Source organism: Pseudomonas sp. AE27 (assembly GCF_037113495.1).
GTDB lineage: Bacteria > Pseudomonadota > Gammaproteobacteria > Pseudomonadales > Pseudomonadaceae > Aquipseudomonas > Aquipseudomonas palmensis.
Window position 1 is genome coordinate 643,061 of sequence record NZ_CP146966.1, and the last position, 20,995, is coordinate 664,055.

General features: G+C 64.9%; 17 protein-coding genes and 3 tRNA genes. 16 read left to right on the forward strand and 4 right to left on the reverse strand.

The window, feature by feature from the left end; genetic code table 11:
* Window positions 1-123 precede the first annotated feature (123 nt).
* From V9K84_RS03070 to V9K84_RS03135, 14 genes are all read left to right on the forward strand, one after another.
* Window positions 124-1,134, forward strand: a complete 1,011-nt coding sequence (locus tag V9K84_RS03070; RefSeq protein ID WP_043862849.1) for an aspartate-semialdehyde dehydrogenase — start codon at window positions 124-126, stop codon at window positions 1,132-1,134.
* A 175-nt stretch (window positions 1,135-1,309) separates the two neighbouring features.
* Complete coding sequence (locus tag V9K84_RS03075; protein ID WP_088514330.1) at window positions 1,310-4,186, forward strand: FimV/HubP family polar landmark protein; 2,877 nt, start codon at window positions 1,310-1,312, stop codon at window positions 4,184-4,186.
* A gap of 119 nt (window positions 4,187-4,305) precedes the next feature.
* Complete coding sequence (gene truA, locus V9K84_RS03080; RefSeq protein ID WP_054916657.1) at window positions 4,306-5,151, forward strand: tRNA pseudouridine(38-40) synthase TruA; 846 nt, start codon at window positions 4,306-4,308, stop codon at window positions 5,149-5,151.
* Between the two features lie 38 nt (window positions 5,152-5,189).
* Entirely contained in the window at window positions 5,190-5,810 is a 621-nt protein-coding gene (locus V9K84_RS03085) for a phosphoribosylanthranilate isomerase (protein ID WP_088514331.1), read from the forward strand.
* 283 nt (window positions 5,811-6,093) lie between these two features.
* Window positions 6,094-7,014 carry an acetyl-CoA carboxylase, carboxyltransferase subunit beta gene (gene accD / locus V9K84_RS03090; protein WP_043862846.1) on the forward strand — a complete coding sequence of 307 codons (921 nt, stop codon included), beginning with the start codon at window positions 6,094-6,096 and terminating at the stop codon, window positions 7,012-7,014.
* Window positions 7,011-8,318 (forward strand): bifunctional tetrahydrofolate synthase/dihydrofolate synthase, encoded by a 1,308-nt coding sequence (gene folC, locus V9K84_RS03095; protein WP_088514332.1) that lies wholly within the window; start codon window positions 7,011-7,013, stop codon window positions 8,316-8,318. The genes accD and folC overlap by 4 nt, the downstream gene beginning before the upstream one ends.
* Complete coding sequence (locus tag V9K84_RS03100) at window positions 8,302-8,946, forward strand: SPOR domain-containing protein (protein ID WP_043862844.1); 645 nt, start codon at window positions 8,302-8,304, stop codon at window positions 8,944-8,946. The genes folC and V9K84_RS03100 overlap by 17 nt, the downstream gene beginning before the upstream one ends.
* A 101-nt stretch (window positions 8,947-9,047) precedes the next feature.
* Complete coding sequence (locus V9K84_RS03105) at window positions 9,048-9,602, forward strand: CvpA family protein (protein WP_043862843.1); 555 nt, start codon at window positions 9,048-9,050, stop codon at window positions 9,600-9,602.
* A 41-nt stretch (window positions 9,603-9,643) separates the two neighbouring features.
* Window positions 9,644-11,149: an amidophosphoribosyltransferase gene (purF, locus tag V9K84_RS03110; protein WP_043862842.1), complete on the forward strand. Its 1,506-nt coding sequence runs from the start codon at window positions 9,644-9,646 to the stop codon at window positions 11,147-11,149.
* Window positions 11,150-11,165: 16 nt separating this feature from the next.
* Window positions 11,166-12,377, forward strand: coding sequence for an O-succinylhomoserine sulfhydrylase (locus V9K84_RS03115; RefSeq protein ID WP_043862841.1), 1,212 nt, complete (start codon window positions 11,166-11,168; stop codon window positions 12,375-12,377).
* A gap of 11 nt (window positions 12,378-12,388) precedes the next feature.
* On the forward strand, window positions 12,389-13,147 hold the full coding sequence (locus V9K84_RS03120) for an SDR family oxidoreductase (RefSeq protein ID WP_167400232.1): 759 nt from the start codon (window positions 12,389-12,391) through the stop codon (window positions 13,145-13,147).
* Window positions 13,148-13,328: 181 nt separating this feature from the next.
* Window positions 13,329-13,404: transfer RNA gene (locus V9K84_RS03125), tRNA-Val, on the forward strand.
* 77 nt (window positions 13,405-13,481) lie between these two features.
* A tRNA-Asp gene (locus V9K84_RS03130) sits at window positions 13,482-13,558 on the forward strand.
* 95 nt (window positions 13,559-13,653) lie between these two features.
* Window positions 13,654-13,730, forward strand: a tRNA-Asp gene (locus tag V9K84_RS03135).
* Between the two features lie 158 nt (window positions 13,731-13,888).
* Here the strand turns inward: V9K84_RS03135 and V9K84_RS03140 are convergent.
* Entirely contained in the window at window positions 13,889-15,766 is a 1,878-nt protein-coding gene (locus V9K84_RS03140) for a methyl-accepting chemotaxis protein (RefSeq protein ID WP_088514333.1), read from the reverse strand.
* A gap of 303 nt (window positions 15,767-16,069) precedes the next feature.
* Between V9K84_RS03140 and V9K84_RS03145 the strand changes: the two genes are divergently transcribed.
* Entirely contained in the window at window positions 16,070-16,948 is an 879-nt protein-coding gene (locus V9K84_RS03145; RefSeq protein ID WP_088514334.1) for a DUF2242 domain-containing protein, read from the forward strand.
* Between the two features lie 287 nt (window positions 16,949-17,235).
* On the opposite strand, the gene V9K84_RS03150 is transcribed toward V9K84_RS03145, so the two are convergent.
* From V9K84_RS03150 to V9K84_RS03160, 3 genes are all read right to left on the reverse strand, one after another.
* Window positions 17,236-18,276, reverse strand: coding sequence for an AraC family transcriptional regulator (locus tag V9K84_RS03150; RefSeq protein WP_043862838.1), 1,041 nt, complete (start codon window positions 18,274-18,276; stop codon window positions 17,236-17,238).
* Between the two features lie 3 nt (window positions 18,277-18,279).
* Entirely contained in the window at window positions 18,280-19,401 is a 1,122-nt protein-coding gene (locus tag V9K84_RS03155; RefSeq protein ID WP_088514335.1) for a carbon-nitrogen hydrolase family protein, read from the reverse strand.
* A gap of 170 nt (window positions 19,402-19,571) precedes the next feature.
* Window positions 19,572-19,952: a RidA family protein gene (locus V9K84_RS03160; protein ID WP_043862834.1), complete on the reverse strand. Its 381-nt coding sequence runs from the start codon at window positions 19,950-19,952 to the stop codon at window positions 19,572-19,574.
* 467 nt (window positions 19,953-20,419) lie between these two features.
* Between V9K84_RS03160 and V9K84_RS03165 the strand changes: the two genes are divergently transcribed.
* Window positions 20,420-20,938: an Hcp family type VI secretion system effector gene (locus V9K84_RS03165; RefSeq protein WP_043859617.1), complete on the forward strand. Its 519-nt coding sequence runs from the start codon at window positions 20,420-20,422 to the stop codon at window positions 20,936-20,938.
* The last annotated feature ends 57 nt before the right edge of the window (window positions 20,939-20,995 follow it).

Below are 20,995 nucleotides of genomic sequence, written 5' to 3' on the forward strand. Positions count from 1 at the left end.
CCCTCGTCTTGCGACGCAGGGGGCTTTTTTGTGGTGGCCTGATGCCTTTGCCGGCACCGGGTGGTCTCGCTGCGGCAATCCGAGTAAAGTGCCGCTCCCCCCGTTCTGCCAGAGGCACTGTCCATGACTCAGACCTACGATATCGCCGTGATCGGCGCCACCGGCACCGTCGGCGAGACCCTGGTGCAAATCCTCGAGGAGCGCGATTTTCCCCTGGGCACCCTGCACCTGCTGGCCAGCAATGAGTCGGCGGGCAGCTCGGTGAACTACCGTGGCAAGAACCTGCGCGTGCGCGAAGTCGATGCCTTCGACTTCAGCCAGGTCAAGCTGGCGTTCTTCGCCGCAGGCCCTGCGGTTACTCGCAGTTTCGCCGCCAAGGCGCGTGCCGCCGGGTGTGCGGTGATCGATCTGTCCGGCGCGCTGTCGGCCGAACAGGTGGCAGCAGTGGTGCCCGAGGCCAATCCACAGGCCATCGACAGTCAGAGCCTGCCCGTGCAACTGGTCAGCCCGAGCGCTGCCGCGGTTGCCCTGGCGGTGGTGCTGGCCCCGCTCAAGCACCTGCTGGAACTGGAACGGGTCAACGTGACGGCGTGCATGGCGGTGTCGGCCCAGGGCCGCGAGGCGGTGGGCGAACTGGCCCGGCAAACTGCCGAGTTGCTCAATGCGCGCCCGCTGGAGCCGCGCTTCTTCGATCGCCAGGTGGCGTTCAACCTGCTGGCCCAGGTGGGCACCAGCGACAGCGAGGGCCATGGCGCGCTGGAACGTCGCCTGGTGAGTGAGCTGCGCGAGTTGCTTGGCCTGCCTTCGCTGAAGATTTCCGTGACCTGTGTTCAAGTCCCGGTGTTTTTCGGCGATAGCTACACTGTGGCCGTGCACAGTCGCAAGGCGGTCGATCTGGCGGCGGTGAACGCCGTGCTGGAGCACGCCGACAGTGTCGAGCTGGTGGAGGCGGGTGACTACCCGACCCCGGTCGGTGATGCGGTGGCCCAGGATGTGGTGTACGTCGGGCGGGTGCGTGGCGGTGTCGACGAGGCCGAACAGCTCAATCTCTGGCTGACCACCGACAACGTGCGCAAAGGCGCGGCGTTGAACGCCGTACAGCTGGCGGAGTTGTTGATAAAACACCTTGCGTAAAAGATACTTGGCGACGATTTGCACATTGTTTCTGAAATACTGGAAGTGAGCGGCCGTCACGCGCTTGCGGGGCACCTTGCCAACATGATCCGGTGGTCATGCCAGTCAAATGCCTCACGGCGGTTTTTCACTTTCTTCTCGGTAGCCGGGGAAGGTTCATACAAAGGATGAGGTCATGCTTCGAATTCGCAAACTGGTGTTAGCAATAGCCGCGGCATCGGCGCTGTCCTCGGGTATGGCGCATGCGCTGGGGCTGGGCGAGCTGACCCTCAAGTCGGGGCAGAACCAGCCGCTGGATGCCGAGATCGAATTGCTCGATGTGCGTGACCTCACTCCCGCCGAAGTGGTGCCCAGCCTGGCGCCGGCCGAAGAGTTCAGCAAGGCCGGGGTCGAACGCCAGGCGTACCTCAACGACCTGACCTTCACCCCGGTGATCAACCCCAGTGGCAAGAGCGTGCTGCGGGTGACCTCCAGCCAGCCGCTGCCGGCCCCTATGGTCAAGTTCCTGGTGCAGGTGATGTGGCCCCAGGGCCGCCTGCTGCGCGACTACAGCGTACTGATCGACGCCTCCAAATTCTCTCCCGAAGCGGCCCAGGCGGCTTCGGGCGTCACCCCTGCGGTGACCGCGCCCGCCCGCCACACCACCGTGCGTCGCGACACCTTGTGGCAGATTGCCGCCAAGGCGCGCCAGGGTGGATCGGTGCAGCAGACCATGCTGGCGATCCAGGCGCTCAACCCCGATGCCTTCTACAACGGCAACATCAACCAGCTCAAGGTTGGCCAGGTACTGCGCCTGCCCGACCAGCAGCAGATCGCCGCCATCCCCCAGGGCCAGGCCGTCAAGGAAGTGGCCGAGCAGTATGCGGCCTGGCGTGAGGGGCGCCGTCTGGGCCCGCGTGCGCGCCAGCTCGACGCCACCCGGCGTGACGCGGCCGGCGCCGCCCCGGCGCGTATCGCCCAGCAGGACAACCTCAAGCTGGTGGCACCCGGCGGCAAAGGTGCGGCTGGCGACAGCAAGGCCCTGGCCGACAAGCTGGCGATGGCCGAAGAGAGCCTCGACACCACCCGGCGTGACAACGCCGAGCTGAAAAGCCGTGTGGCGGATCTGCAGAGCCAGCTGGACAAGCTGCAGCGCCTGATCGAACTGAAGAACGACCAGCTGGCGCGCCTGGAAGCCCAGAGCGCCGCGCCGGCGAGCGTGCCTGCGCCCGAGCAGCCGGCGATCGATGCCCAGTTGCAGCAGGCGGTACCGAGCGAAGCGGTGGTGTCCCCGGCGCCGGCTGCCGTGGATACCGCGCCGGTGGCCGAAACGCCGCCGGCTGCCGTTACCCCGAGCGATTCGGACAAGATGCTCGACGACCTGCTGGGCAACAGCTGGCTGCTGGCGCTGATCGCAGGTTCAGCCTTGCTGGTGCTGTTGTTGCTTCTGCTGCTGTTGGCGCGCAAGCGTCGTGCCCAGCAGGAGGCTGAAAAGCACATGCGCATGGCGCGAGCCCTGGCCGAGGAAAGCGACCTGGGCCTGGGGCCGGACATGGACCTGCCGCAAAGCAGTTTCGAGGGCCTGGAGGTCTCCGCGCCGAGCGTGACCCTGGCGCCGGGTGTGGTGGCGGCCTCCGCTGCAGCGGCTGCGGCTGCCGAGGTAGCACCCGCCTACGACAGGCTGGACCCGGAGTCCGAGCTGGAGCTGGAGCCGGAATTCGAGCCCAAGCCGGCCCCCTTGGTCGAGCCCGCGCCCGAGCCGGTAGAGGTTCCGTCTCCGGCCCCGGCTGCGGTGGTGGCACCGGCCGTCATCGCGGCTGCCGTGCAGGCACCAGCCGAGGACGCCCCCGCGCCAAATGACGATGCCCTGCTGGCGGAAGTCGACCTGAGCATTGCCCGCGGTCGTCTGAACCATGCCGCCGAGCTGCTGGAGCCTGCGGTGGAGCAGGCCCCCGAGCGCGCCGACCTGCGCCTGAAGCTGATGGAAGTCTATGCCCGCCAGGGCGACCGTGACGCCTTTGTCGGCCACGAGCGCCAACTGGTTGCCAATGGTCAGAACCACGCCGATGTCGAGTCGCTCAAGCAGCGTTACCCGGCCATGCTCGGCGTGGCCGCAGCGGGCGTCAGCGCTGCGGCCCTGGCCGCCGAGCTGGATGCCCAGTATGTGCAGGACCTGCTGCAGGACGACCCGCAGCCCGAGCCGGAAATCGAGTTGCCGGGCGAAGACGACCTGGACAGCGCCTTCGACCTGAGCCTGGATGACCTGGAGGGGTTGGAAGGTCTTGAAGACCTCGAAGGTCTCGAGGGCCTGGCAGACCTGCAGATCGATGATCCGCAGGCCCCGCAGGCCACGCCGCCTGCCGATATCGCGGCGCTCGACGACCTCGATTTCGATACCCTGCTGCAAGAGCAGACCCAGGCCCAGGCCCAGGCCGAGACGCCAGCGCCGCAAGTGCCCGACGTGCAGGAGCAGGCAGTGACTGAAGTGCCGGCCGAGACACCCGCCGAGGTGCCTGCCGAGCCGATGCCCGAACCTGCACCGGTCGAGCCCGAGCCAATCCTGGATGACCTGTCCGACTTCGACCTCGACATGGGCGCCGACCTTGCGCCACCGGCGCCTGAAGCTGCACCCGCCGCTACGCCTGAAGCGCCACTGGATATCGAGGCCCAGTTGGCCGCGTTCGATGACTCACTGGGGCTGGACGACAGCTTCCCGGACCTGGCCGATGATTTCGACCTGTCCCTGGCCGACGAGCCGGACCCGCTGGACGCCAGCTTTGCCGCCGAGCTGGACGACGTCAACGCCGAGCTCGACAAGCTCTCGCAGAACCTCGAGCAGCCTTCCATCGCGCCGCACTTCACCGCCGAGGACGCCTCCGACCTGATGCTCGACGAGCCGGAGTTCGACTACCTCTCCGGTACCGACGAAGCCGCCACCAAGCTTGATCTGGCACGTGCCTACATCGACATGGGCGACAACGACGGCGCCCGCGAGATACTCGACGAAGTGATGAAGGAAGGTACCGAGACCCAGCGCAAGGAAGCCATCGAACTGCGTTCGCAGATGAGCTGAACGCCCACCTGAAAGGCCAACGGCAGCCCTCGTGGCTGCCGTTGTCGTTATAATCCGCGCCATTGCGTAAACCGACAGGCTGTATCCCCTTGGAAATCATCGATAACGCCGCAGCCGAAATGGCCGCCGAAGGCTTTTTCAGAATCGCGCTGGGCGTGGAATACAAAGGCACCCGCTACCGTGGCTGGCAACGCCAGGCCAGTGGCGTGCCGAGCGTGCAGCAGACCCTCGAGGAGGCGCTGTCGAAGGTCGCCGACTCGCCAGTGTCGCTGCAGTGCGCCGGGCGTACCGATGCTGGCGTGCATGCCAGCGGCCAGGTGGTGCATTTCGACACGCGGGCGGTGCGCAGCATGAAGGCCTGGACCATGGGCGCCAACATCAACCTGCCGCATGACGTCAGCGTGTCGTGGGCCAGGCAGATGCCGGCGCACTTTCACGCGCGCTTCAAGGCCATTGCCCGGCGCTACCGCTACGTGATCTACAACGACCAGATCCGCCCGGCGCACCTGGGCGACCAGGTCACCTGGAATCACCGCCCGCTCGATGCCGGGCGCATGGCCGAAGCCGCAGCCTACCTGGTGGGCACCCATGACTTCAGCGCCTACCGCGCCGGCCAGTGCCAGGCCAAGTCGCCGATCAAGCAGATCCATCACCTGCGGGTGAGCCGGCATGGGCGCATGATCGTGCTGGATATCCGTGCCAGCGCCTTCCTGCACCACATGGTGCGCAACATTGCCGGCGTGCTGATGACCATCGGCGCCGGCGAGCGTCCGCCCGAGTGGGCCAGGGAAGTGCTCGAAAGCCGCGTGCGTCGTACCGGCGGGGTGACCGCGCACCCGTTCGGGCTGTACCTGGTGCAGGTGGAATACCATGACGAGTTCGAACTGCCCGAGCGTTTCATCGGGCCACATTTCCTTACGGGTTACGAGTCGTTGACGGCTGACGGCCCGCAAGGCATTTGCTAACATCCGGAGCTTTCCGGTTCAGCTGAGGTTCACAGGCCATGTCCGCCGTTCGCAGCAAGATCTGCGGGATTACCCGCATCGAGGATGCGCTGGCCGCGGCCGAGGCGGGCGCCGACGCCATCGGGCTGGTGTTCTACGCCAGAAGTCCGCGGGCGGTGAACGTGCAGCAGGCGCGGGCGATCATCGCTGCACTGCCGCCCTTCGTCACCACCGTGGGCCTGTTCGTCAACGCCAGCCGCTGTGAGCTCAACGAGATCCTCGACGCCGTGCCGCTGGACCTGCTGCAGTTTCATGGCGACGAAACCCCGGCCGACTGCGACGGCTACCACCGTCCCTGGATCAAGGCCCTGCGGGTTCGCCCCGGGGATGACCTGGAGGCCGGCTGCCAGCAGTACGCCAAGGCCAGCGGCATCCTCCTCGACACTTTCGTGGCCGGCATTCCGGGCGGAACCGGCGAGGCGTTCGACTGGTCCCTGATACCCGAGCACCTGAGCAAGCCGATCATCCTGGCTGGCGGCCTCTCGGCCGACAATGTCGGGGCGGCCATCGCCCAGGTGCGTCCTTATGCAGTGGACGTCAGTGGTGGGGTGGAGCAGGCCAAGGGCATCAAGGATCCGGCCCGCATCGAGGCGTTCATGCGCGCGGTGCGCCAGGCGTGAGGGGCGGGCGAATGCTCGATGTGACGGCTGGCGGTGCGCCATCGTCCATAGCTTTCGCAGCCCGTTGCTGCCGGATCGCGCCCACGGGTCGATCGAAATTACCGGGTGGCGCCACCGGCGTCGCCTTTACAGGTTGACGATGAAGCTGGGGCAGGGTGGTACCGCGCTGAACGCGCACCGCCGGCCACGGTTCATCATCGCGTCATACACGAATTGAGCTCAAGGGCATACGCGTGACCCGGCAACTTTTGCCTGCCGGTCGCCGCTACTGGAGAAAGAAAGCATGAGCAACTGGTTGGTAGACAAACTGATCCCTTCGATCATGCGTTCCGAGGTGAAGAAGAGCTCGGTACCCGAAGGGCTGTGGCACAAATGCCCGTCCTGCGAGGCCGTGCTGTATCGTCCGGAGCTGGAAAAGACCCTGGATGTGTGCCCCAAGTGCAATCACCACATGCGCATCGGCGCACGTGCACGCATCGACATCTTCCTCGACGCCGAAGGCCGCAATGAGCTGGGTGCCGACCTGGAGCCGGTCGACCGCCTGAAGTTCCGCGACGGCAAGAAGTACAAGGACCGCCTGGTTGCTGCGCAGAAGCAGACCGGCGAAAAGGACGCCCTGGTTTCCATGAGCGGTACCCTGCTGGGCATGCCGGTGGTGGTCAGTGCGTTCGAGTTCTCCTTCATGGGCGGTTCGATGGGTGCCATCGTCGGCGAGCGTTTCGTGCGTGCCGCCAACTATGCCCTGGAAAACCGCTGCCCGATGGTCTGCTTCTCGGCCTCGGGCGGCGCGCGCATGCAGGAAGCGCTGATCTCGCTGATGCAGATGGCCAAGACCTCCGCCGTGCTGGCGCGCCTGCGCGAAGAAGGCATTCCGTTCATCTCGGTTCTCACCGACCCTGTTTACGGCGGCGTTTCGGCCAGCCTGGCAATGCTCGGCGACGTGATCGTAGGCGAGCCCAAGGCGCTGATCGGCTTTGCCGGCCCTCGGGTTATCGAACAGACCGTGCGCGAAAAACTGCCTGAAGGCTTCCAGCGCAGCGAGTTCCTGCTGGAGCACGGTGCCATCGACATGATCATCGCCCGATCCGAACTGCGCCCGCGCCTGGGCAATCTGCTGGCACAGATGATGGGCCTGCCGACGCCGAAGTTCGTCGCCCCCGTGATCGAGCCGATCGTGGTACCACCGGTGCCTGCCAACGTATGACCCAGCGCACCCTGGGCGAGTGGCTCGCCTACCTCGAGCAGTTGCACCCGTCGACAATCGACATGGGCCTGGAGCGTTCGCGGCAGGTCGCAACGCGCCTCGGGCTGGGCCAGCCCGCGCCTCGGGTGATTACCGTTACCGGCACCAATGGCAAGGGCTCTACCTGTGCCTTCGTGGCCAGCCTGCTGCAGGCCCAGGGCCTGAAGGTCGGGGTCTACAGCTCGCCGCACCTGCTGCGCTACAACGAGCGGGTGCAGATCGACGGCCAGCAAGCCAGCGATGCGCAGCTGTGCCAGGCATTCGCCGCCGTCGAAGCGGCGCGTGGCGAGACCTCCCTGACCTACTTCGAGGCCGGTACCCTGGCGGCGTTCTGGCTGTTCCAGCAGTCGGCGCTGGACGCCGTGGTGCTTGAAGTGGGCCTGGGCGGGCGGCTCGATACCGTCAACCTGGTGGACGCCGACCTGTCCGTGGTCACCAGTATCGGTGTCGACCATTGCGATTTCCTTGGCGATACCCGTGAGTCGGTGGCCTTCGAGAAGGCCGGGATTTTCCGTGCCGGCAAGCCGGCGCTGTGTGGCGACCTCGACCCGCCGCAGCCGCTGCTGGACAAGGCACGCGAACTAGGCTGCCGGTTCCTGCTGCGCGGACGCAACTTCGACCTGTCCAGCACCGACCAGTACTGGCAGTGGCGGGGCGTGGATGCGCACGGCAATGCCGTCGAGCTGCACGACCTGCCGTTGCTCGATCTGCCCATGGAAAACGCGGCGCTGGCGTTGCAGACCTACCTGCTGACCGGCCTGCCCTGGAATGCCGCGCAGATCGCCCAGGCACTGCGCGACACCCGTATCGTCGGGCGTCTCGACCGTCGCCAGTTCATCTGGCAGGGCAAGCACCTGAGCATTCTGCTCGACGTCGGCCATAATCCACATGCGGCCCAGTACCTCGCTCAGCGCCTGGCTTCGCGCCCGGTGCCCGGCAGGCGCTTGGCGGTGTTCGGCCTGCTGGCCGACAAGGACCTGGCCGGGGTGATCGAACCGCTGCATGCGCAAGTGGCCCACTGGGCGGTTGCGCCACTGGACACCGCCCGCAGCCGGCCTGCAAGCGAGTTGCAGGCCGCGTTGCAGAACCTTGGCGCCGACGTGAAGTCGTATGCAAGCGTCGCCGACGCCCTTGACGGGCAGTGCGCGCAAGCGACGGCAGGCGACCAGATCCTGCTGTTCGGATCATTTTTCTGTGTCGGCGAGGCCCTGCAGTGGCTGAGCCGGCAGACCATGGAGGACGGGGCAAATGGCGTTGCTGGATAAAGTCGTCAAGCAGCGGATGGTGGGCGCGCTGGTGCTGGTGGCACTGGCGGTGATCTTCCTGCCGATGCTGTTCACCCGTGAGGACGAGCTGCGCCAGGTGCATGTCGAGGCGCCCGCCGCCCCGGCTGTGCCGGCCTTGCCGCAGGTGCAGGTGGAACCGGTGGAGGTGCCCGAGCCGCAGGTGATCCAGGATGAGGCGCTCACCGCCCAGGAACCCAGCGCACCGAGCACGCCCATTGCCCCGGCACCGGTGGTGACTGCACCCACCCCAGCGCCCGCCGCGCCGGTGACGGAGGCCAAGCCGGCCACGCCTGCGCCGGTCAGCAAGCCTGCGGCGGCCCCGGCCAAGCCGGTTGCCAGTGCACCTGCCAAGGTCGATGGCAATGGCCTGCCGGTGAGCTGGTCGGTGCAACTGGCCAGCCTGTCCAACCGCGCCAATGCCGAGAATCTGCAGAAAACCCTGCGTAGCCAGGGCTACAACGCCTATATTCGCTCGGCCGAAGGTACCAACCGGGTGTTCGTCGGGCCGCTGATCGAGCGTGCCGAAGCCGAGCGCCTGCGCGATGTGATCAACCGCCAGCAGAACCTCAAGGGTTTTGTGGTGCGCTTCCAGCCCGAACGTAGCTGACCCCCCCCGCCGTCCGGCCGCCGCCGGACGGCAAATCACCGCTTACCGATAGCCCACCGCTCTGGTAAAATGCGCCGCCTTATCCGTTTGCAGGCAGCACTGTGGCATTTACCTGGGTCGACTGGGCGATTCTCGCGATCATCGCCGTTTCTTCGCTGATCAGTCTCAAGCGCGGTTTCGTCAAGGAAGCCTTGTCGCTGCTTACCTGGATCATCGCCGGTGCGGTCGCCTGGATGTTCGGTGGCGGTATCTCGCAGTACCTTGAAGGCTACATCCAGACGCCGTCGGCGCGGGTGATAGCCGGATGTGCCATTCTTTTCGTCGCCACCTTGCTGGTGGGGGCAATGATCAATTTTCTGATCGGCGAGCTGATTCGCGTCACCGGGTTGTCCGGGACCGATCGCTTCCTGGGCATGGCGTTCGGCGCCGCTCGCGGGGCCCTGCTCGTCGTGGTGGCGGTCGGGCTGCTGAGCCTGGGGCCGGTACAACAGGACCCGTGGTGGCAGGAGTCTCGCCTGCTGCCACAATTTCTATTGGTGGCTGACTGGTCGAAAAACCTCATTCTGGGGCTGACCAGCCAGTGGCTAGCCAGCGGAATCAGCGCACCGGCTGATCTCCCGTTTCAAGAACAGTTGCTTGGGCCCAAAGCGCCCTGAGTGCTGATCCGTCAAGTTTCATAATGTAGGGGTTGCGTCGCATGTGTGGCATCGTCGGTATCGTCGGTAAGTCGAACGTCAATCAGGCGCTGTATGACGCGCTAACCGTGCTCCAGCACCGCGGCCAGGATGCTGCCGGTATCGTTACAAGCCATGATGGCCGACTATTCCTGCGCAAGGACAACGGCCTGGTACGTGACGTGTTCCAGCAGCGTCACATGCAGCGTCTGGTGGGCCACATGGGCATCGGTCATGTGCGCTACCCGACCGCGGGCAGCTCGACCTCGGCCGAGGCCCAGCCGTTCTACGTCAACTCGCCGTATGGCATCACCCTGGCGCACAACGGCAACCTGACCAATGTGGAGCAACTGGCCAAGGAGATCTACGAGTCCGACCTGCGCCACGTCAACACCAACTCCGACTCCGAAGTGCTGCTCAACGTATTCGCCCATGAGCTGGCGGTGCGCGGCAAGCTGCAACCGACCGAGGAAGACGTGTTCGCCGCCGTGACCGACGTGCACAACCGTTGCGTGGGTGGCTACGCGGTGGTGGCGATGATCACCGGCTACGGCATCGTCGGCTTCCGCGATCCGAACGGCATCCGCCCGATCGTGTTCGGCCAGCGTCACACCGACGAAGGCGTCGAATACATGATCGCCTCCGAAAGCGTCTCGCTGGACGTGCTCGGCTTCACCCTGATCCGCGACCTGGCGCCGGGCGAAGCGGTGTACATCACCGAAGAAGGCAAGCTGCACACCCGCCAGTGCGCCATCGCGCCCAAGCTTTCCCCCTGCATCTTCGAGCACGTTTACCTGGCCCGCCCGGATTCGATCATCGACGGTGTGTCGGTGTACAAGGCGCGCCTGCGCATGGGCGAGAAGCTTGCCGAGAAGATCCTGCGCGAGCGTCCCGAGCACGACATCGACGTGGTCATCCCGATTCCCGACACCAGCCGTACCGCGGCGCTGGAACTGGCCAACCACCTGGGCGTGAAGTTCCGTGAAGGCTTCGTCAAGAACCGCTACATCGGCCGTACCTTCATCATGCCCGGCCAGGCCGCGCGCAAGAAGTCGGTACGCCAGAAGCTCAATGCCATCGAGCTGGAGTTCCGCGGCAAGAACGTGATGCTGGTCGACGACTCGATCGTGCGCGGCACCACCTGCAAGCAGATCATCCAGATGGCCCGCGAAGCCGGCGCGAAGAACGTCTACTTCTGCTCCGCCGCGCCAGCGGTGCGTTTCCCCAACGTCTACGGCATCGACATGCCGAGCGCTCATGAACTGATCGCGCACAACCGCAGCACCCAGGACGTGGCCGAACTGATCGGCGCCGACTGGCTGGTCTACCAGGACCTGCCGGACCTGATCGAGGCTGTAGGTGGTGGCAAGATCAAGATCGAGCATTTCGATTGCGCGGTGTTCGATGGCCAGTACGTGACTGGCGACATCGACGCCGCCTACCTGGACAAGATCGAGCAGGCGCGCAACGACGCCTCCAAGGTCAAGAACCAGGCGGTCAGCGCGATCATCGACCTTTACAACAACTGACAAGGGGAGCAACGGCATGACACAGCAATGGGATGCCGGGCGCCTGGACAGCGACCTCGACGGGGTCGCTTTCGATACGCTGGCGGTACGCGCCGGCCAGCATCGCACGCCGGAAGGTGAGCACAGCGACCCGCTGTTCTTCACCTCCAGCTACGTGTTCCGTACGGCGGCCGATGCCGCTGCGCGGTTCGCCGGCGAGGTTCCAGGCAACGTCTATTCGCGCTACACCAACCCGACCGTAAGGGCCTTCGAGGAGCGCATCGCCGCCCTGGAAGGCGCCGAGCAGGCGGTCGCCACCTCCACAGGCATGTCCGCGATCCTGTCGCTGGTGATGGCCTTGTGCAGCGCTGGCGACCATGTGCTGGTCTCGCAGAGCGTGTTCGGTTCGACCATCAGCCTGTTCGAGAAGTACTTCAAGCGCTTCGGCGTGCAGGTCGACTACGTGCCGCTGGCCAACCTGGCTGGCTGGGAACAGGCGATCAAGCCCAACACCAGGCTGCTGTTCGTCGAGTCGCCGTCCAATCCGCTGGCCGAGCTGGTGGACATCGGCGCGCTGGCCGAGATCGCCCATGCCCGGGGCGCGCTGCTGGTGGTGGACAATTGCTTCAGCACTCCGGCCCTGCAACAGCCATTGAAGCTGGGCGCGGACATCGTCATGCATTCGGCGACCAAGTTCATCGACGGCCAGGGCCGCTGCATGGGCGGCGTGGTCGCCGGACGCAACGAGCACATGAAGGAAGTGGTGGGCTTTCTGCGTACTGCGGGGCCGACGCTGAGCCCGTTCAACGCCTGGGTGTTCCTCAAGGGCCTGGAAACGCTGAACCTGCGCATGCGCGCCCATTGCGCCAATGCCCAGGCCCTGGCCGAGTGGCTGGAGCAGCAGGACGGTGTCGAGAAGGTGCATTACGCCGGCCTGCCTAGCCACCCGCAGCACGAGCTGGCCAAGCGCCAGATGCGCGGCTTCGGTGCGGTGGTGAGCTTCGAGGTCAAGGGTGGCAAGGAGGGCGCATGGCGCTTCATCGACGCCACGCGGCTGATCTCGATCACCGCCAACCTGGGTGACAGCAAGACCACCATCACCCACCCGGCCACCACCTCCCACGGCCGTCTGGCGCCGCAGGAGCGTGAGGCCGCCGGGATTCGCGACAGCCTGATCAGGGTTGCCGTGGGCCTGGAAGACGTGGGCGACCTGCAGGCCGACCTGGCGCGCGGTCTGGCGGCGCTGTGATCGACTGGTCGGTGAGCGAGAGCAGCCACAACGGGCGTGTGGCGCTGGTAACCGGCGCTGCACGCGGGATCGGCCTGGGCATCGCGGCCTGGCTGATCAGCGAGGGCTGGCAAGTGGTGCTCACCGACCTGGATCGGGCCCGTGGCGCGAAGGTGGCCAAGGTGCTCGGTGACAACGCCTGGTTCGTCGGCATGGACGTGGCCGACGAGGCCCAGGTGACGGTGGGCGTGGCCGAGGTGCTGGGGCAGTTCGGGCGCCTGGATGCGCTGGTGTGCAACGCGGCGATTGCCGACCCGCACAATACCACCCTCGAAAGCCTCAGCCTGAACCACTGGAACCGCGTGCTGGCGGTCAACCTGGGTGGCCCGATGCTGCTGGCCAAGCACTGTGCACCTTACCTGCGCGCGCATTGCGGCGCCATCGTCAACCTGGTGTCCACCCGTGCGGCACAGTCCGAACCCGATACCGAGGCCTATGCTGCGAGCAAGGGCGGGCTGCTGGCCCTGACCCACGCACTGGCCATGAGCCTGGGCCCGGAGATCCGCGTCAATGCTGTCAGCCCTGGCTGGATCGATGCGCGGGACCCTTCGCTGCGCCGTGCCGAGCCCTTGAGCGAGGCCGACCATGCGCAGCACCCGGCGGGCAGGGTAGGAACCGTGGAAGATGTGGCGGCGATGGTGGCATGGCTGTTGTCGCGCAACGCGGGTTTTGTCACCGGCCAGGAGTTCGTGGTGGACGGTGGCATGACCAAGAAGATGATTTACACGTAAGCGGCAGGCTTCACGCGGCACGCTGCAAGAACCTGTGCAATCGGCTTTTGATTCTGCTTTTACTTGCAGCTTGTTGCTTGAAGCCTGCAGCTGTTTTTTTACGAAAGTGAAAAAAACTTCAACACTGGTATTGACTTAGGTTCGATACCTGCGTAAATTTCACCACCTCAGCGAAGCACACGGGTGATTAGCTCAGCCGGGAGAGCATCTGCCTTACAAGCAGAGGGTCGGCGGTTCGATCCCGTCATCACCCACCACTTCCTGAGATGTTCCTGGCCCGACACTTTCGAAAGACGGTGTTACCAGAGAGGAACAGGACGCAAGTCCACTATGCGCAGCGGTAGTTCAGTCGGTTAGAATACCGGCCTGTCACGCCGGGGGTCGCGGGTTCGAGTCCCGTCCGCTGCGCCACTTTTCTCCAGATCGGTTCAACAACCGGTTTGAGGTCCGAAGCCAAGGCTTCAGGCCAGATCCCAGTTTCAAGCAGGTGAAAGCCTGTGCGATACGCAGCGGTAGTTCAGTCGGTTAGAATACCGGCCTGTCACGCCGGGGGTCGCGGGTTCGAGTCCCGTCCGCTGCGCCATATCCGCCTCGAGGCCCTTGAACTCCTCGAAGCAACAAAAAAAGCGACCTTAGGGTCGCTTTTTTTGTGCCTGCAGAAAAGCCTGGCCGCCAAGGCTGGCACCTGCTGGCGAGGCACTGCCTGCAGTTGCCGGCCTTGCTGGCGAAAGAATATGCCCCTCAGACCTTGAAGCGCGAAAGCAGCCCTTGCAGCTCAGTGCCCAGGCGCGCCAGCTCTGCCGCCGAGGTGGCAGTGTGCGCCGAGGCGGTGGACGTCTGTTCGGCCACATCACGCACATTGATCACGCTGCGACCGATCTCTTCGGCTACCGCGCTCTGCTGTTCGGCGGCGGTCGCGATCTGCACGTTCATGGCCTGGATGTGCGTGACCGTGTGTGTGATGGCCTGCAGCTCCACGCCTGCCTCATTGGCCAGCCCGACTGTCGTACCGACCATGCCCTGGCTGGTGTGCATGCGTTCTGCAGCCCTCTGCGCACCCTGCTGCAATGACCCGATCAATGTCTCGATCTCTGCGGTGGACTGCTGGGTGCGTCGGGCCAGCCCGCGCACCTCATCGGCCACCACGGCGAAGCCACGCCCGGCCTCGCCGGCACGTGCCGCCTCGATGGCGGCGTTGAGCGCCAGCAGGTTGGTCTGCTCGGCGATGGCATTGATCACCGTCATCACACTGCCGATGCGTTCGCTCTCTTCGGACAACCTGCCGACGGCGTCGGCGGAGGTGCCGATGTCGTCGGCCAACTGGTCGATCTGGGTCAGTGCGCGCTGTACCACCAGATTGCCCTGGCTGGCCTGGCTGTTGGCCTGGCAGGTGGCGTTACTGGCCTGCTCGGCATTGCGCGCCACTTCCTGCACCGTGGCTACCATTTCGCTCATGGCCGTGGCGACCTGGTCGGTCTCCAGTTTCTGGCTGTCGACGCCGGCACGGGTCTGTTCGGTGATGGCCGAGAGCTGCTCGGCCGCAGCTGACAACTGAGCGGTAACGGTGCCCACCTGGCCCAGCACACCGCGCAGGTTGTCGCCGCTTTGGGAGAGGGCTAGGAGCAACTGGCCAAACTCGTCACGGCGCAGCTCGCTGCTGTTATCCCTCAGGTCGCCGGCACCGATACGACGCGCGATCACTACGGCCTGCTGCAGCGGCTGGGTGATCTGGCGGATGATCACCCAGCCGATCGCACCGCCCAGCAGCATGGCGCCAACCAGCAGCCCGAGCATCAGCGCACGGCTGTGGCTGGACTCGTCGACGCTGAGCTGATTCTGGTGTGCGATCAGCGTATTGATCGCTTCCAGGCTGGTTTCGATATTGCTCACCAGCACCGTACGGCTGCGGGCCTGCTGCTCGACATCGCGGGCAAAGCGCTCGGCCAGTTGCAGGTACTGGTCCAGGTCGGAGGGCAATCTACCCAGTTGCGGGTGACGGCTGCCCAGGCGCTTCACGCTGTCATTGGCGTGCGTGTGGGCCTCACGCACCGTGTCCAGGCGTTTGGTGCTGCCCTCGCGCATCATGGCTAGGCTGTTCTGGCGCAGGTCGCTCAGGGCGTCGTTGAGGGTGGCAAGGTCGCGACGGACGTTGCCGGCGTCGTCCTGGTACAGCGCCTGTGTCAGTGTCCGTACATCGGTCTGCAGGCTGCTGCCCAGACGCTCGGAATCGGCCTGGATGCGGCCTATGTCCTGCTGGGCGGTTTGCAGCTGGCGAAACTGCTGCATATAGCCCTGCATGTTTTCCAGCACGTGTTGCAACTGCTGCCTGGACACTGCGTCGTCCAGGCGCTGGAGGTTCTCCTCGATCAGCGCCACCAGGGTGCTGTACGAGGTATTCAACTGCGCCGCAAGGTTTTCATCGCCGTGGTGTTCATACGACAGGCGCGCGGCGCGAATGTCATTGGTGTGGTCGAGCACGTGATTGACCGACACCAGCCGATCGGCACGGGTGGTCAGGGTGTTGAGGCTGCGAATGCCGATCACGGCGAGGAGCGCCATCAGCAGCACGATACTCGCGAAACCGAGGGCCAGCTTCACTTTCACCGATATGTTTTTCACCTTGAATGCTCCTGGGTCGATGGTCAGTGGCTGACGTAGTGGCGTATTGCCATTTTCTGTCGCATGCCAGGCCAGTATCGATGGGCTCAAGGTGTAGCGGGGAGTCAGACATTTCCCGGTTTGACGTGGGAAAGCTGGTTAAATAGTGAGCGAAAAAAATCGCGACCAATGGTTCAGGACGGCTGTGTAGCGCAGGCCAGCCGCTGTGCAGGTGAAATTTAGTGCCGGATCGCCCGGTTGCGGTTTCAGTCATCTGCGGATGTGATGCACAATAGGCGCCGACCGTTTTTCGCAGGATTTTCAATGTCAAAGTCAACCGTCTTCACTGCGCTCGGGCTGGCCCTTGTGCTGGCGGGCGTTGCCGGCTGTTCCTCGAAGAAAGCCGCCATCTACGAACACGAGAACTTCGACGACTCGGGCACCTTCTCGCGCAGCTTTCCGGTCAGCGAAGCAGGTACCTGCGAGGCTGCCCGGCGCGCGCTGCTCAGCCAGGGCTACATCATCACCACCAGCGAACCGGGCCAGGTCAATGGCAACAAGAGCTTCCAGCAGACGGGCGACTCGCACCTGCAGATCAGCTTCAATGTGGTCTGTGCCAACGACACCGGTTCCGGTCAGCGCTCGACCATGTTCGCCAATGCCCTGCAGGACCGTTATGCGCTGAAAAAATCCAACACTTCGGCCAGCCTCGGGGTGGGTGTGCTGGGGTCGGTGTCGATGCCGATCGGCTCGTCGGACGACTCCATGGTCAAAGTGGCCAGCGAAACGGTGACCTCGCCCAAGTTCTACGAGCGCTACTTTGCGTTGGTCGAGAGTTTCCTGCCCAAGCCGAGCAAGAAGGCGAAGGTCGAGCCCAAGGCCGAACCCGCCAAGCCGGCTCTCGACCTGGGAGTGCCCGAGCCTGCACCTGCTGCGCCAAGCGCTCCGGCCGTCGAGGCCGCGCCGGTGCAGGCTCCGGCCCCTGCGGCACCTGCCGAGGTTGCAGCGCCGGTGGTGGCGGTACCGGCAGCGCAAGCGCCGGCTGCACCGCTGGTCGACGACAGCAAGAGCTCGCAGCCTGTGGCGCCGCCCCAGGATGCGGCGCCGATCACGGTCGAACAGACTGCACCGCCCACCGAGCCTGCCGCCGCACCGGCGCAGCCTCCAGCGGCCCCGACGCCCGACGCACCTGCGCCGCTGTGACGCATCGGATAAATCATCGATTGCCTGCTACGTTTATCTCAATGGGCTGAGCGCTTGTGCTTTTCGCTGGCTTGCCAGCGAAGGGCGAGCCACCTTGCGCCAGCCTGTCACGTCACGGTCATTTTTTCTTCACCTGGGCACTTTAGGGTGAAGCACGACTCAATGACATGATCGAGAAAACCAAGGAGCAGGCAATGGACGACTATCAAGAAGAACTGCTGGAATACCGCGCACTCGAACTCGACCCGCCAGAGCCGGCCGAAGACGCTACCGAGCTCTGATCGGGCTCATGCGCCCCGCCGCTGGCTGCGGCGAAAGTCCCCCGGCGTCACGCCGTTCCAGCGCTTGAATGCGCGCTGGAAGGCCTCTGCCGACGCAAACCCCAGCAGGTAGGCTATTTCGCCAAAGGCCAGCTCCGTGTCGCGGATGTAGGTCACAGCCAGATCGCGGCGCGTGTCGTTCAGAATCGCCCGAAACTGCGTGCCTTCCTCGGCCAGCTTGCGCCGCAGGGTCCAAGTGGGCAGTTGCAGCTGCGCCGCCACTTCACCCAGGTCCGGTTCACGTCCGCCGTTGAGCAACGGCCCCAGCAGGTGGGCGATACGCTCAGCCAGGCTGCGCATGCGCGTGCGCTCCGCCAGTTCCTGCTCGCATAGCTGCAACAGGTGCTGCCAGGTGCTGGGGCAATGGGCCGGGTTGCGCAGCGCCAGGCTGGCGCGGTCCAGGCGCAACTGATTATGTGTGGCCCCGAACTGCACCGGGCTGCTGCACAGGGCCTGGTAACGGTCGGCATAGGCGGGCGCGCAAAACTCGATCTCCATGCGCTCCGCCTGCACTGCCACCCCCACCAGCCCCGACAGTTGTGCCAGCCAGCCGGCCAGTACCGAGTCGACCACGAAGCGGTTGTAGTCGTTGTACGGGCTGATCGAATAGAAGCGCAGCCAGGCGCCCTGATTGTCCTCATGGAGGCTGGACTGGCCACGGTAGTTGGCGGCGTACAGCGGCTCGAAACGCACCAGCGTACGCGCGGCCTCGCCCAGGGTGGGGGCCTGGGCGGCGGCTACACCGGCCAGGCCGGCCTGGTTCAGGCGGCTCAGGCGGCCCATGTGCAAGCCCAGCGCCGGTTCGTTGCTGAGTGCAATGGCGGCATGCCCCAGGTGCATGTAGCGCGGAATCGACAGGCGCGCACCGGCTTCGGCCAGCCGTGCAGGCACAAGCCCGTAGCGTTGCAGAAGGGGGGCCGGATCATGCCCCAGTTGCTGCAGCGCCTGCGCAAGGCTCTGGATGAACCCCACCGACAGATCCCCCAGGCGTACCCGTGGTCGGTTCATCGGTTACAGCCAGAGGTTGAGCAGGCGCGCGCCGGGATGACTGCTGGCGCTGACGTAGTGCCCGTCGCGGCTGGTGAAGCCCAGGCCGTCGCCGGCAATTTCCCAGAACTGGCCGCGCAGGAACACGCTCAGCAGGGCGGTATCGGCGCTTTGGCCGTGGCCGATCAGGCGCTGCCAGGCCTGGCCTTCCTCGACCTGGCCGGCCTTGAGCGGCAGGCTCACGGCCATCGGCTGGTGGCGGTTGCCGCGCCAGGGGGTGGTCCAGCTGTCTCGGCCGCTGATGAAGGCGGGTACCGCGATCAGTTGCGCCGACTGCGCGGCCAGTTGCTGGTAGTTGGCCGGGTACCAGCTGTCGCTGCCCACCAATACGCCGAGGCGGCCTGCGGGTGTATCGAATACTTGCAGCGGATAGGCATCGCCGCTGCGGATGAAGCGGCGCACTTCACTGTCGGGGTATTGCTGGCGTTGCGGCTGGCCGATCACCTTGCCGTCGCTGGCGAATACCACGCCGTTGTTGTACAGCGCGCCGCTGCCACTGTGAAGGATGCCTTGCTCTGCATACGGGGTGGGCAGCACGATGGAACCGGCCACCAGGGTCACGCCGAACTCCCTGGCCAGGCCGCCGAACAGTTGCTGGTAGTCGGCTGCCATCTGCGTGGCCTTCATGCGCAGGTGCGCATCGGCGCGGCGGTCGTCGCCCTCGGCGTTGAACATCGCCAGCCCGTAGCGCAGCGGGTTGCTCAGCTCCAGCCATTGCCAAGCTTCCTGCAGGCGGGTGACCTGGTACAGCTCTTTCTTTTCGCCGCGGGCCCACAGCCAGGTGCCGATATGCTCGGGCAGCACCACGATCGTGCGCGGGCCGACCAGGCCCTGGGTGCGAGCGTGTTCAAGGTAGGCGGCGAGCTTGCGGTGCAGCAGGGCCAGGTTCTGGTAGTCGCCCGGATACAGCAGTGGCTCGATGCCCAGCAGATTGCCCTTGTCGGCGGGCACGCCCTGGTTCAGCGCCACTTCAACGCGCAGGTCGGACAGGTAATGGCCGGCCGGGCGTTGTTCGGTCCACAGGCCATAGCCCAGGAGCATGGCAGTCAGAACAAGCGCCAGGGCGCCGAGCAGAAGTTTTCGCATGGAATCAGATGTATATCCGCAGTTGCGTCGAGGGTACTGGAAACAGGGGGTTGGTGAAACATATCCTGCTCGCACCGGGGCTGCGCGAGCCGGCTATACCCAGCAGCGTATCCGTCAGATGCTGGCCTGCCTGCCGCGGTCCTGAGCCAGGCGACCGCCTACGGCTGGTCTCAGCCCTTGGCCGCCATGGCCGTCACTTCCACGCGCATGCCTTCGACCGCAAGGGCGGCCACGCCAACTGCGGCCCGCACTGGCCATGGCTTGGCGAAAAAGCGCTGGTACACCGCATTGAAGGCGGCGCGGTCGGCCATGTCGGTGAGGTAGATGGTCAGGTGCATGACCCTGTCCATCGAGCTGCCGGCGCGCTCCAGTGCCACCTTCAGGGCTTGCAGGGTGCATTCGCTCTGCAGGGTGATGTCGCCCAGTTCCAGGCTGCCGTCGGCCCGGGTCGGGATCTGGGTGGAGACCAGCACGCCGCCGAAACCGACAACGTCGGAGGAGATGGAGTCGGCATCGAGATCGGGAACGAAGGTGAGGTCGTGGTTGGCCATGGGCAGCTCTCGTTTGAGGGGGGACAAGTTGGTCGACAGTTTACAGGGTCATGGCACATGAGGTGCGATGGCGAGCGCATTCAGTCGTCAGTGAGTGGGCGCCTGTCGGCGACGATCGATCGGTCCGTCGACGCTCGTTTTGCCTCTTGAAATGCTCCCGGCCGATTTCCCCAACTGCGCAACTTCTTGCGCACTCAAATGTGGATAACCCTGTGCATACATTGCTGCGGGCCATAATAAACTTGGCCTGCAGCCAACTGCGCAACTTCTTGCACAGTACTGCGCAAGAAGTTGCGCACTTTTTCGGGTTTTCTCGCGTAAAAGTGCTCAAAAAACGTACAGCAAAAACACAAGCTACTGATTAAAAACAACTAAATTTCAGTTGGCACGGGTCTTGAACTGTCTCCTTGCAGTCGCACGGCATTTTTCGCCTGTTCGGCTTCATTTTTTGCAAGGAGCAAACCCCCATGGCAACACCTGCCTACATGTCCGTCACCGGCACCAAACAAGGCCTGATCACCGCCGGTGCCTTCACCGCCGATTCGGTCGGCAACACCTACCAGGAAGGCCACGAAGACCAGGTCATGGTCCAGGGCTTCAACCACGAAGTGATCATCCCACGCGACCCGCAGTCCGGTCAGCCGACCGGCCAGCGCGTGCACAAGCCGGTGGTCATCACCAAGGTCTTCGACAAGGCGTCGCCCCTGCTGCTGGCCGCGCTGACCTCCGGCGAGCGCCTGACCGAAATCGTCATCCACTGGTACCGCACCTCGGCGGCCGGCACCCAGGAGCACTATTTCACCACCAAGCTCGAAGACGCGATCATCGTCGACATCAAGGACTACATGCACAACTGCCAGGACCCGGCCAACGCGCACTTCACCCACCTCGAAGACGTGCACTTCACCTACCGCAAGATCACCTGGACCCACGAAGTGTCCGGTACCTCCGGCTCGGACGACTGGCGTACCCCGGTCGCCGGCTAAGCCTGCGTTGGTTCACTGCCCCGGCCAGCCAGCATGGCCGGCCGGGGCAGCCTGTCA

What these genes read in the sequence shown, in the direction of transcription:
- V9K84_RS03165 (WP_043859617.1), top strand. Translation starts at nt 20,420, where the DNA reads ATGGCAACACCTGCCTACATGTCCGTCACCGGCACCAAACAAGGCCTG.
- folC (WP_088514332.1), top strand. Translation starts at nt 7,011, where the DNA reads ATGACCCAGCGCACCCTGGGCGAGTGGCTCGCCTACCTCGAGCAGTTG.
- V9K84_RS03100 (WP_043862844.1), top strand. Translation starts at nt 8,302, where the DNA reads ATGGCGTTGCTGGATAAAGTCGTCAAGCAGCGGATGGTGGGCGCGCTG.
- truA (WP_054916657.1), top strand. Translation starts at nt 4,306, where the DNA reads ATGGCCGCCGAAGGCTTTTTCAGAATCGCGCTGGGCGTGGAATACAAA.
- purF (WP_043862842.1), top strand. Translation starts at nt 9,644, where the DNA reads ATGTGTGGCATCGTCGGTATCGTCGGTAAGTCGAACGTCAATCAGGCG.
- V9K84_RS03145 (WP_088514334.1), top strand. Translation starts at nt 16,070, where the DNA reads ATGTCAAAGTCAACCGTCTTCACTGCGCTCGGGCTGGCCCTTGTGCTG.
- V9K84_RS03150 (WP_043862838.1), bottom strand. Translation starts at nt 18,276, where the DNA reads ATGAACCGACCACGGGTACGCCTGGGGGATCTGTCGGTGGGGTTCATC.
- V9K84_RS03155 (WP_088514335.1), bottom strand. Translation starts at nt 19,401, where the DNA reads ATGCGAAAACTTCTGCTCGGCGCCCTGGCGCTTGTTCTGACTGCCATG.
- accD (WP_043862846.1), top strand. Translation starts at nt 6,094, where the DNA reads ATGAGCAACTGGTTGGTAGACAAACTGATCCCTTCGATCATGCGTTCC.
- V9K84_RS03160 (WP_043862834.1), bottom strand. Translation starts at nt 19,952, where the DNA reads ATGGCCAACCACGACCTCACCTTCGTTCCCGATCTCGATGCCGACTCC.
- V9K84_RS03070 (WP_043862849.1), top strand. Translation starts at nt 124, where the DNA reads ATGACTCAGACCTACGATATCGCCGTGATCGGCGCCACCGGCACCGTC.
- V9K84_RS03115 (WP_043862841.1), top strand. Translation starts at nt 11,166, where the DNA reads ATGACACAGCAATGGGATGCCGGGCGCCTGGACAGCGACCTCGACGGG.
- V9K84_RS03075 (WP_088514330.1), top strand. Translation starts at nt 1,310, where the DNA reads ATGCTTCGAATTCGCAAACTGGTGTTAGCAATAGCCGCGGCATCGGCG.
- V9K84_RS03085 (WP_088514331.1), top strand. Translation starts at nt 5,190, where the DNA reads ATGTCCGCCGTTCGCAGCAAGATCTGCGGGATTACCCGCATCGAGGAT.